The 11427-nt window shown below is 47.0% G+C and carries 12 protein-coding genes and 2 other RNA genes; 9 read left to right on the top strand and 5 right to left on the bottom strand.

What is annotated here, in order from left to right; translation table 11 throughout:
- The 4 genes from ACLD11_RS21175 to pnuC form a co-directional block, all read left to right on the top strand.
- Window positions 1-63, top strand: a non-coding RNA gene (locus ACLD11_RS21175) — RtT sRNA; the annotation flags it as partial.
- 29 nt (window positions 64-92) lie between these two features.
- Window positions 93-218, top strand: a non-coding RNA gene (locus tag ACLD11_RS21170) — RtT sRNA.
- A gap of 293 nt (window positions 219-511) precedes the next feature.
- A complete protein-coding gene (gene nadA / locus ACLD11_RS21165) occupies window positions 512-1555 on the top strand; it encodes a quinolinate synthase NadA (RefSeq protein WP_000115351.1) in 1044 nt (347 codons plus the stop codon).
- 24 nt (window positions 1556-1579) lie between these two features.
- A complete protein-coding gene (gene pnuC, locus ACLD11_RS21160; protein ID WP_000345367.1) occupies window positions 1580-2299 on the top strand; it encodes a nicotinamide riboside transporter PnuC in 720 nt (239 codons plus the stop codon).
- Here the strand turns inward: pnuC and zitB are convergent.
- On the bottom strand, window positions 2296-3234 hold the full coding sequence (gene zitB / locus ACLD11_RS21155) for a CDF family zinc transporter ZitB (RefSeq protein WP_411015340.1): 939 nt from the start codon (window positions 3232-3234) through the stop codon (window positions 2296-2298). The two genes, pnuC and zitB, sit on opposite strands and share 4 nt — an antisense overlap.
- 110 nt (window positions 3235-3344) lie before the next feature.
- Window positions 3345-3731 carry a YbgS-like family protein gene (locus ACLD11_RS21150; RefSeq protein ID WP_183059018.1) on the bottom strand — a complete coding sequence of 129 codons (387 nt, stop codon included), beginning with the start codon at window positions 3729-3731 and terminating at the stop codon, window positions 3345-3347.
- A gap of 319 nt (window positions 3732-4050) precedes the next feature.
- On the opposite strand from ACLD11_RS21150, the gene aroG reads away from it, so the two are divergent.
- Entirely contained in the window at window positions 4051-5103 is a 1053-nt protein-coding gene (gene aroG / locus ACLD11_RS21145) for a 3-deoxy-7-phosphoheptulonate synthase AroG (RefSeq protein WP_001109233.1), read from the top strand.
- Between the two features lie 93 nt (window positions 5104-5196).
- Here aroG and ACLD11_RS21140 read toward each other — a convergent pair whose 3' ends face one another.
- Window positions 5197-5742, bottom strand: coding sequence for a FumA C-terminus/TtdB family hydratase beta subunit (locus ACLD11_RS21140; protein WP_000970374.1), 546 nt, complete (start codon window positions 5740-5742; stop codon window positions 5197-5199).
- Window positions 5743-5756: 14 nt separating this feature from the next.
- Window positions 5757-6602, bottom strand: coding sequence for a fumarate hydratase (locus tag ACLD11_RS21135; RefSeq protein WP_000086831.1), 846 nt, complete (start codon window positions 6600-6602; stop codon window positions 5757-5759).
- 129 nt (window positions 6603-6731) lie between these two features.
- Here ACLD11_RS21135 and ACLD11_RS21130 point away from each other — a divergent pair, with 129 nt between their 5' ends.
- Window positions 6732-7622: a LysR family transcriptional regulator gene (locus ACLD11_RS21130; protein ID WP_411012466.1), complete on the top strand. Its 891-nt coding sequence runs from the start codon at window positions 6732-6734 to the stop codon at window positions 7620-7622.
- On the opposite strand, the gene ACLD11_RS21125 is transcribed toward ACLD11_RS21130, so the two are convergent.
- Window positions 7623-8606 (bottom strand): LysR family transcriptional regulator, encoded by a 984-nt coding sequence (locus ACLD11_RS21125; protein WP_077917616.1) that lies wholly within the window; start codon window positions 8604-8606, stop codon window positions 7623-7625.
- A gap of 222 nt (window positions 8607-8828) precedes the next feature.
- Between ACLD11_RS21125 and ACLD11_RS21120 the strand changes: the two genes are divergently transcribed.
- The 3 genes from ACLD11_RS21120 to ACLD11_RS21110 form a co-directional block, all read left to right on the top strand.
- Window positions 8829-10097, top strand: coding sequence for an SLC13 family permease (locus ACLD11_RS21120; protein ID WP_411015339.1), 1269 nt, complete (start codon window positions 8829-8831; stop codon window positions 10095-10097).
- Between the two features lie 49 nt (window positions 10098-10146).
- Window positions 10147-10395 carry an oxaloacetate decarboxylase subunit gamma gene (locus tag ACLD11_RS21115; protein WP_001089087.1) on the top strand — a complete coding sequence of 83 codons (249 nt, stop codon included), beginning with the start codon at window positions 10147-10149 and terminating at the stop codon, window positions 10393-10395.
- Window positions 10396-10410: 15 nt separating this feature from the next.
- A partial coding sequence (locus ACLD11_RS21110; protein WP_411015338.1) for a pyruvate carboxylase subunit B occupies window positions 10411-11427 on the top strand: 1017 nt, incomplete at its 3' end.

The raw sequence follows: 11427 nt of genomic DNA, 5'->3' as shown, positions 1-11427 counted from the left end.
AACGTTGCGTCAGCAACGGCCCGTAGGGCGAGGCGAAGCCGAGTCATCCTGCACGACCCACCAGTGTAAAAAGGCGCCCTAAAGGCGCCTTTTTGCTATCTGCGATATGGAAGATTCGAACCTGCCGCAGGTTCGGGTCTCACGCAGTGAGACAACGGAGCCGCTTGCGGCGACGGCCCGAAGGGCGAGCGAAGCGAGTCATCCTGCACGACCCACCAGTGTAAAAAAGCGCCCTAAAGGCGCTTTTTTGCTATCTGCGATATGGAAGATTCGAACCTGCCGCAGGTTCGGGTCTTGCCTGATGCGCTGCGCTTATCAGGCCTACAGACGGCACCGCTCACGTAGGCCAGATAAGACGTTACGTCGCCATCAGATACGGGGCTACGTAATTATTGTGACTTTCCTTGTTGAATCAGCTATCTTGTTTAGCATATAAAACAAATTAACCGATTGCGGCGTTTATTACGCTTTCATTTGGTTGTTTCGTTAAGCCAGTAAAACGAGAAGCATGATGAGCGTAATGTTTGACCCACAAGCCGCAATCTACCCGTTCCCGCCGAAACCAACGCCGTTGAACGACGATGAAAAGCAATTTTATCGTGAGAAAATCAAACGACTCCTCAGCGAACGGGATGCGGTGATGGTGGCGCACTACTACACCGATCCGGAAATTCAACAGTTGGCAGAAGAAACCGGCGGCTGTATTTCCGACTCGCTGGAAATGGCCCGTTTCGGCGCGAAGCACGCCGCATCCACGTTACTGGTAGCGGGCGTACGGTTTATGGGGGAAACCGCCAAAATCCTCAGCCCGGAAAAGACCATTCTTATGCCTACCCTGGCGGCGGAATGTTCGCTGGATTTAGGCTGCCCAATAGACGAATTTAGCGCTTTTTGTGATGCGCATCCTGACAGAACCGTAGTGGTCTATGCTAACACCTCGGCTGCTGTTAAAGCGCGTGCGGACTGGGTTGTGACCTCCAGTATCGCCGTAGAACTGATTGAGCATCTGGATAGTTTGGGGGAAAAAATTATCTGGGCGCCGGACAGACACCTGGGGAATTACGTGCAAAAACAGACCGGGGCCGATGTACTGTGTTGGCAAGGGGCGTGTATCGTGCATGACGAGTTTAAAACCCAGGCGTTGACCCGTTTAAAAAAAATCTATCCCGATGCCGCTCTTCTGGTTCACCCTGAATCGCCGCAGTCCATTGTCGAAATGGCCGATGCGGTGGGCTCCACCAGTCAGCTTATTAAGGCGGCAAAAACGCTGCCGCACAGACAGCTTATCGTGGCGACCGATCGCGGCATCTTCTACAAAATGCAGCAGGCGGTGCCTGAAAAAGAGCTGCTTGAAGCGCCCACGGCTGGCGAGGGGGCGACCTGCCGTAGCTGCGCGCACTGTCCGTGGATGGCGATGAATGGCCTGAAAGCCATTGCTGAAGGGCTGGAGCAGGGAGGCGCGGCGCATGAAATACAGGTTGATGCGGCGCTACGCGAGGGCGCATTACTGCCCCTCAACCGGATGCTGGATTTTGCGACTACACTTCGGGCGTAAAGACGGAAATCTTTGGGGGAGAGAATGGATTTTTTTAGTACGCACAACATACTGATTCATATTCCGATTGGCGCTGGCGGGTACGATCTCTCGTGGATCGAAGCGGTAGGAACCATCGCCGGCCTGCTCTGTATTTGGCTTGCCAGTCTGGAGAAGATCAGCAACTACTTTTTTGGACTGGTTAACGTCACCCTGTTTGCGATTATTTTCTTTCAGATCCAGCTTTATGCCAGCCTGTTGCTGCAACTCTTTTTCTTTGCCGCCAATATTTATGGCTGGTATGCATGGTCGCGGCAAACAAAGGATAATCAAGCCGAGCTTAAAATCCGCTGGCTGCCGTTGCCAAAAGCAATGGCATGGCTGGCGATATGTGTGATAGCTATCGGTTTGATGACGCGATATATCGATCCCGTATTCGCCGTCCTGACGCGCGTGGCCGTCGCCATTATGCAGATGCTGGGGTTACAGGTGACAATGCCTGTACTGCAACCGGACGCTTTCCCGTTCTGGGACTCTTGCATGATGGTGCTGTCTATCGCGGCGATGATTCTGATGACACGCAAATATGTCGAAAACTGGCTCCTGTGGGTGGTAATCAACGTGATCAGTGTGGTGATTTTTGCTTTGCAGGGCGTCTATGCGATGTCGCTGGAATATCTGATCCTGACATTTATCGCCGTGAACGGTAGCCGCCTGTGGATAAACAGCGCGCGGGAGCGAGGATCGCGCGCGCTTTCCCGTTAATGGTGATGAACATGCCCGGATGGCGTCTGATTCAGATGACAGTCCGGGCCGTGACACACTTGATACTCCATCTGAATCGTAGCGTGCGCAATATGGTATTCGTGCATCAGGAAATCCTGGATACGTTCCAGCAGCGCATCATGGTCGTGTGGCGGAATGACCTGAGCGTGCAATGTCATGACCGGTTTTTCGCCGACCATCCAGACATGCACATGGTGTACGTTGCGAACTTCGGGGATTTCCCGGCTTAAATGGCGCTGTAAGGCATGAATATCCAGCGAAACCGGCGCACCTTCCAGCAATTCGTTGACGCTATCTTTTAACAAACGCCAGGCGCTGCGTAACACCAGTACCGAAACCAGAATAGAGAGAATCGGGTCCGCTGGCGTCCAGCCCGTCCAGATAATGATCAACGCGGCGACTATTGCGCCGACGGAACCCAGCAAATCTCCCATCACATGTAGCGCGGCAGCGCGCACGTTCAGGTTTTTTTCATCGCTTCCCCGATGGAGAATCCAGAACGCAAACAGGTTCGCCAGCAGACCCGCAACCGCAATCACCATCATCAGATTGCCCGCCACCGGACGTGGCGTGTAAAAGCGCTCTATCGCTTCCCAGACAATGAGAAGGGTAATGACCATCAACGCAATGGCATTCACAAAGGCCGCCAGAGTGGTGAGTCTTAGCCAGCCAAAAGTGTGGCGAACAGTCGGGGGACGACGGGAAAATTGAACCGCCAGCAGCGCAAAGAGAAGGGCCGCCGCGTCGGTGAGCATATGTCCCGCATCCGCCAACAACGCCAGAGAGCCGGAGAGTATCCCGCCCACCACCTCAAGGAGCATAAATCCGGCAGTGACGATAAAGGCGAAAAGCAGGCGACGAGCATCATTATCTTGCGGCAGGTGTGAATCGGCATGAGAGTGTGAGTGCGCCATAACGTCATTCCTTTGTTATTCTCATCAATACTGTAGTCATCATACTGATTTTTCGCTGACAAAATAAAAAGGAGAGCGAAAGCTCTCCCGTTATCAGACTTTTTTCTGCATTACTGTGTGGTACCGTCGGTTTTGGTGTTCACGTCATTATTGACGCCATTACCGGTTTCCACTTTTTTATTAATATCCGGGCAGCGACCATCTTTACACATGGTATTTTTATGCTCTTCATCCTTGGTCATTCCGTCGTGACTCATGGTTGAACCGTCTGGATGCTGCATTGTGCTGTTAGTATTGCCGTTGGTATTGATGTCGTTGTTATTCACATCATTCGGCGCCACATTCTGGCGGGCGTCCGGGGCAACCTGACCGGCATTTGCCGCCGAGTTAGCCTGGCCATTACTGGACTGCGCGTTAGATTCAGCAGCTAACGCTGCGCCGCTGGCAAGGCCGAGGGTAGCGGTGAGTAAAAGCGTAGTTAGTTTTGTCATTTTCATAAGATGCTCCTGTTATGGTGGATATGTCGGATAACCTCTTCCAACAGTGCACGTGTCAGTCAAATCCTCAAATAAGGGATAAAAAGCGTTAGCCGCCGCGGGTTAACGCAGCAGAGAATCTTGCAATAATTCATAAACAGAGTGGTTACAGTTAAAAAGTGTAGGTTAGATCCCATTTTTCGCTACATTTGTGCGTTTTTTTCCTTAATTCCAGGATTATTCCGTTCAAAGTGTAAAAGCCCGTTTACACTATTTAATTGAAGAGATAGATTGGAGGGATTGCATTCATTGGGATAAGTACGGCAACACTGGAATAAACATGAATTATCAGAACGACGATTTACGCATTAAAGAAATCAACGAGTTATTACCTCCGGTCGCGCTGCTGGAAAAGTTTCCCGCCACGGAAAATGCAGCAAATACCGTTGCTCACGCACGCAAAGCCATCCATAAAATTCTCAAAGGCAATGACGATCGTCTGCTGGTGGTGATCGGTCCTTGTTCAATTCATGATCCGGCAGCGGCGAAAGAGTATGCCGCCCGTTTGCTGGCGCTACGTGATGAGCTTCAAGGCGAGCTTGAAATTGTCATGCGCGTCTATTTTGAGAAACCGCGTACCACCGTCGGCTGGAAAGGGCTGATTAACGATCCGCACATGGATAACAGCTTCCAGATTAACGACGGTCTGCGTATTGCGCGCAAACTGCTGCTGGATATTAACGACAGCGGCCTGCCTGCCGCCGGCGAATTCCTCGATATGATCACGCCGCAATATCTGGCCGATCTGATGAGCTGGGGCGCCATTGGCGCGCGGACTACTGAATCCCAGGTTCATCGCGAACTGGCGTCTGGCCTCTCTTGTCCGGTCGGTTTTAAAAATGGTACTGATGGCACGATTAAAGTCGCCATTGACGCCATCAACGCCGCCGGCGCGCCGCATTGCTTCCTCTCCGTCACTAAATGGGGTCATTCGGCGATTGTGAATACCAGCGGCAACGGCGACTGCCATATCATTCTGCGCGGCGGTAAAGCGCCAAACTATAGCGCGCAACATGTTGCTGAGGTGAAAGAAGGCCTCATCAAAGCGGGACTGACGCCGCAGGTCATGATCGATTTCAGCCATGCCAACTCCTGTAAGCAATTTCAAAAGCAGATGGAGGTTTGCGCCGATGTCTGCCAGCAGATAGCGGGCGGTGAAAAAGCGATTATTGGCGTGATGGTAGAGAGTCATCTGGTAGAAGGCAACCAGAGTCTGGAAAGCGGTCAGCCGCTGACCTACGGTAAAAGCATTACTGACGCCTGTATTGGCTGGGAAGATACCGATGCGCTGCTTCGTCAGTTGTCGGCAGCGGTAAAAGCCCGTCGCGGCTAAGTTTAGTTTCTATCCTGTGGTGAAGTGCAGGATAGAAAACATATCGGTCCGGTAACAGCCTACCGGACCGATATTGCCAATATTAATGTATTATTATTTGGCGTACTTGGGTACTTCCTGCTTCTGGAGAGTATTTCCTTCCGAATCAATTCCTACAATGACTCTATAGCGGTCAAAATATAACTTCTTAATGGATTCTGTTCCTAATTCTTCGTAGGCAACAATTTCTACTGATTTAACATGTTTTGTATTAATTGCAGACGCTCCTCCAATCCCGAGTAGCGAAACCCCACCGTATTTTTTACAAAGCTCAGCGACATAATCAGCACGATCGCCTTTGCCAAGAAACGCAGTTGCCCCTTGTTGAAACATCATTTCTACAAATGGGTCCATACGCGCGGCCGTTGTAGGACCGTTGGAGCCAATAGGTAAACCAGGTCTGGCAGGGCAGGGGCCAGCATAGTAAATCGTTTGGTTTTGAAAATCGACTGGTGATTTTTCTCCGTTACTAAGCGCTACTTCGATTTTTTTATGCGCGGCGTCACGGCAGGTGTAAGCAAATCCAGTGAGAAATAATATATCGCCGACCTTAAGAGTTTTCGCTTTCTCTTTAGTCAATGGTAATGTTAATTCCATCATAGCTTCTCCAGGTATTAAATGATTTCACTAGCGTGGCGGCTTGCATTACATTGGAAATTGATTGCGACTGGCAGTGCAGTGATATGGCAAGGATAGTAATCGACATGCACGCCTAACGCCGTAATACGCCCGCCCATACCTAAAGGGCCGATCCCTGTATTATTCACGGCCTCTAATAATTCAGCTTCGAGCTGGGCATAAAGTGGTTTAGCATTGAACTCACCAAGAGGGCGTAATAATGCTTTCTTCGCCATCCACGAACAGTGATCCATTGTACCGCCAACGCCGATACCAATAATATAAGGAGGGCATGGATTGCCTCCTACACGACGGACAGTTTCCAGAACAAAATCTTTTATACCATCAATACCATCGCCGGGAAGCAATGTTTTAAAAGTTCCCATATTTTCGCTACCGCCGCCCTTTGGCATAACGGTAATTGTCACTCGGTCACCATCAACAATTTCAGTATGTAAAATTGCAGGAGTATTATCATTAGTATTAATACGTTCTAATGGATCTGCAACCATGGATTTTCTTAAGTATCCATTTTCATAGCCCTGGCGAACACCCTGGTTCACCTGATCTTTAAGCGGCTTACCTTCCCAGCATACATGTTGTCCAATTTCCATTATAACGATACAAGTGCCGGTATCATGGCAGCATGCAAGTTGTTCTTTTTTTGCATACTCTCCATTATCAATTAATATCTTAATGGTTTCCTTGCCGATCTTTGACTCTTCTTTATCATATGCTTTACGAAAAGAACACATGAGATTATCATCCAGTTCATAACAAGCTTTTTTTACAAGTTTTTCGATAACCGGAATGATAATTTCTGTATTTAATATACGACTCATACTCCCTCCAGTGCTATGTTGCATTGTTTTATCCATTGATCACATTTTCATGATATTCGTATTCATTGTAGGAAGGAAATATGTTATTTTTATTAAATGATAAATTTTATTTATAGTAGTGGAAAATAGATGGAAATTAGACAATTAGAATATTTTGTAAGCGCTTCTTTGTTAGGTAACTTAACCAGAGTTGCTGAGCGGCATTTTGTTTCTCAACCTAATATCACCATTGCTATTAAGAAGTTAGAGAATGAATTAGGGGTGACATTATTTGATAGAAAGAAAAATAAACTTGTCCTTACTGAGGAGGGCATGTTTTTCTTACAAAAAATTGAACCTATCCTTATTGCGTTAAAAAATAGCGTAGCGGAAATGAAAGATTATCGTAATGAAAATGGTGGCATAGTAACTTTGGGGATCCCACCGATGATAAGTTTGTTTCTTTTTTCACCGCTCTTCAAGCATTTCCGAGAGATTTATCCAGAGATGGAACTCTCTCTTGTTGAAGAGGGGACTTTTGGTTTACATGATAAACTTTCTGCTGGAGAGCTGGATCTTGCTATTGTTATTATTAATGACTGTCCAAAAGAATTAGTTACGGTACCATTAATGACTCAGCAGCACGTGGTATGTATGTCAGATAAACATCCTCTGGCAAAAAAGGATAGTATCGATTGGGAAGATCTACAATATGAGCCATTGATACTAATGAAAAAAGATTCCTGGCATAGAAAAACGATTATTGAAGAATGTACAAAGCGAGGAATTCATACACATATTTTTCTATCATCAAACAGGATTCAAACCAACATAGATCTGGTTGCTAAAAATGAAGGAATTTCTTTCATTTTGGACGCTGTCGATCTTAAAGCCGAAAAAGTAATAACCAAGGCCATGACTGAGCCGACTTATGTTACGATTGGTTTGGCCTGGAAGAAAGATAAATATTTATCATATGCAACCAGAGCATTAATTAAATTCATTGAGGATTATATTAAAGAACATTTTACAATTAAATAATTATATTTGTTCTTCAACAAAAATTTCCCATAGCTCTTCGGCATCTGGAGGCATTCTCTTGGCTGGTCTATAAAGTCTTATTTCTATGGGTACCCATAAATTGCTTTCTTTTTCCGCTGCAGTAACAATAGTTTTAGCCTCTATATCTTGCCTGGCAAGGCTTTGAGGTATCCAGGCAACACCATCGCCAGATCTGACCATTGCCAATAGTGTTGCTGCCAGATCGGCCACAAAGGCAACATTTATATTATGGGTAATTCTGTTAATAGACGCTGTATTTGCTATTATTCTTCCCAGACCTGATTGTGATGAAAAAGAAAGGTAAGGGAATTGAGTCTTATTATTTATATTCCACAACGGTTTTAACGTTTCTGAGTCTGGTTTACTGAATGGAATTAATGTATCAAACCCAAGACGAATGTTCATAAAGTTATTTTTATTTAAATTTAGATGCATATGTGGGTGATGGTGACACAGCAAAAATTGTGAATCTCCCTGCCGCATCATTTTTTCGCACGCATTCAATGAGTCAGATAAAAGACGAAATGAACCAAATTTTGCAATTTTATCACTTTGTTTTAACAAATGTGGTACAAAAGAGAAAGACAAAGCATGCGTTGCTGAAAAAACAAGGCTAGGTTGTTTATTACCTGCGGCCTCAAGGGTATCACTTTTCAATGTGTACAAGGAGTGGATCAGTTCGGGAATCTGGTCTGTAAATACTTCTCCGGCCTTGGTAAGGGTGACTCCCCGTTTACTTCTTTCAAAAAGGGGCGTACCCACCCATTCTTCGAGAGATTGTATCCGACGACTAAATGCGGGTTGAGTCACATATCTTGAGGCAGACGCTTTTGAGAAATTCAACGTTTCTTTTAGAGCCAGACAGTCTTCGAGCCATGTTAGTTCGAGGTGATGCCGATATTGCATAAGCTGCAACCTTATTAGCATTGGATGAGTTTCATTTATATAAGTAGCATTATACACAGACAGATTTTAAGAGGAAATTATTTGATTAAACAGAAACAAAAGCAGTAAGAATATGTTATGCCTTTGTCGGGTAAGTGCTGTTATTTATGTGAGTGTATTCTTTCTCAATAGAAATTAATTAGATGTAATTTTAGTATAACATGTGATTTATGCTTGTTGCAGTTGTATTCATGACTGTAATGAGTTGTTTTTGTACCCTAATAATATAAGGACGTATACATGTCACCAGCGATTATTACTTTGTTGGTTTTAGTGGTTGCAATAATTATCTTTGTTAGCGATCGTCTTCCTATGGGATTAGTTGCATTTATGGTCCCAATGGCACTTTATTTTACCGGTGTTATCGATGCTAAGGATATTTTTGCTTCAATCGTAAATGCGAATGTTATTCTTATCGTCGCCATGTGTGTACTCGGTGCGGCATTTTTTAAAACAGGTTTGGCATGGCAATCAAGTAAAATTTTACTAAAATATGCTAAAACAGAAAGAATCCTTAGTGTATTGATTTTTCTTATTGGTGGAGTTATGTCTGCCTTTGTTTCTAATAGCGGAACAGTTGCTGTGCTAATTCCTATTGTTTTAGGTATTGCCGCCAGTAGTCAGATTAAGCCTATTAAACTTCTTATGCCTCTGGTTTTTGGGGCAACAATCGGTGCTGACATTTCTATTATCGGTTCGCCAGGAAATCTGATTGCTAAAAATACTATTGAAACTTTTAGTAAGGGAAGTCTGTCGGTGCCATTTTTCGAATACGCTAAAATTGGTATTCCTTTGCTGATTGCATGCTCTATATTTCTCTATTTCTTCGGTTCAAAACTCATCGCAGATCGTGATGGAAATACACAATCTGATTCTCAAATGGATTATAGCCAAATTCCGGCCTGGCATAGAAATTTAACTTTAGCCGTTTTTATTCTGTCTATCGCTGGAATGGTGGCAACTGATTATATTAAGTTTCTGCCTCCAATGCATATTATTGCGTGTTGTGCGGCTATTGTTCTTGTATTTGCTGGCGTTTTAACACAAAAGGAAACTTTTAATTCTTTTGAAACGCTAACTGTTTTCATGCTTGCGTTTATGATGCCTTTAGGAGCCGCGCTTAATTCTACTGGTGCTGGAGAAATGATTGCTAATGCCGTTATTTCAGTAACCGGAGATTCTGGCGTTATGATTATTATGGCGTCATTGTGGATACTTACATGGGCTTTGACTCAAGTAATGAGTAACACTGCAGCATGTACGTTGTTATGCCCGGTAGGATGGACTATCGCACAATCTATTGGCGCAGACCCTCGTGCAGTTGTTATTGCTGTTTTTATTGCGAGTAGTGTTGCTGTTTGTACCCCAATGGCTATTCCAGCAAACTCAATGATTATTGGCCCGGGGAATGTTAAATTTAAAGATTTCTTAAAACCCGGATTGGCGATTAGTTTGGTTTGTTTTATCGTTAGTATGATTTTACTACCGGTATTTTATCCCTTCTATTAATGCCTGATATTACTTTTCTATTTTAGATTATTAAATTTGAGACTTTATTATGAATAGTTCGGTGCTATTAGGTGAAGGCTTCACTCTGATGTTCCTCGGCATGGGGTTCGTGCTGGCGTTTCTGTTCCTGCTGATTTTCGCCATCCGCGGCATGTCCGCCGCCGTCAACCGTTTCTTCCCTGAACCGGTCCCAGTACCGAAGGCGGCACCTGCCGCCGCCGCGCCCGCTGACGACTTTGCCCGCCTCAAGCCGGTGATTGCCGCCGCTATCCACCACCATCGCCGCCTTAACCCTTAATTTACGGAGGAATCCATGACCATTGCCATTACCGACGTCGTCCTGCGTGACGCCCACCAGTCCCTTTTCGCCACCCGCCTGCGCCTTGACGATATGCTGCCGATTGCCGCCCAGCTTGATGACGTGGGCTACGGGTCCCTCGAATGCTGGGGCGGCGCCACCTTTGACGCCTGCATCCGTTTCCTCGGCGAAGACCCGTGGGTCCGCCTGCGCGAACTCAAAAAAGCCATGCCCAAAACCCCGCTGCAGATGCTGCTGCGTGGCCAGAACCTGCTCGGTTATCGCCATTACGCCGATGACGTGGTGGAACGCTTCGTCGAACGCGCGGTGAAAAACGGCATGGACGTGTTCCGTGTCTTCGACGCCATGAACGACCCGCGCAATATGAAAGCCGCCCTGCAGGCGGTGCGCAGCCACGGCGCCCACGCCCAGGGCACGCTCTCGTATACCACCAGCCCGGCACACACGCTGCAGACCTGGCTGGACTTAACCGAACAACTGCTGGAAACCGGTGTTGACTCGATTGCCATCAAGGATATGTCCGGCATTCTCACGCCGATGGCGGCGTATGAGCTGGTCAGCGAAATCAAAAAACGTTTTGAGGTGCGCCTGCACCTGCACTGTCATGCCACCACCGGCATGGCGGAGATGGCGCTGCTGAAGGCTATCGAGGCGGGCGTCGACGGCGTGGATACCGCTATCTCCTCCATGAGCGCCACCTACGGCCATCCGGCCACCGAAGCGCTGGTCGCCACTCTCGCCGGAACGCAACACGACACCGGGCTGGATATCCTGAAGCTGGAGAGCATCGCCGCGTACTTCCGCGAGGTGCGCAAGAAATATCACGCCTTTGAAGGCCAGCTGAAGGGCTACGACAGCCGCATTCTGGTGGCCCAGGTGCCGGGCGGAATGCTCACCAACCTGGAAGGCCAGCTGAAGCAGCAGAACGCCGCTCACCGTCTGGACGAAGTGCTGGCGGAAATCCCCCGCGTGCGCGAGGACCTCGGCTTTATTCCGCTGGTCACTCCGACT

This window comes from Salmonella sp. 741265116_PST (assembly GCF_046567715.1).
Classification (GTDB): Bacteria; Pseudomonadota; Gammaproteobacteria; order Enterobacterales; family Enterobacteriaceae; genus Salmonella; species Salmonella enterica.
This window is presented reverse-complemented; position numbering and strand designations above follow the sequence as displayed.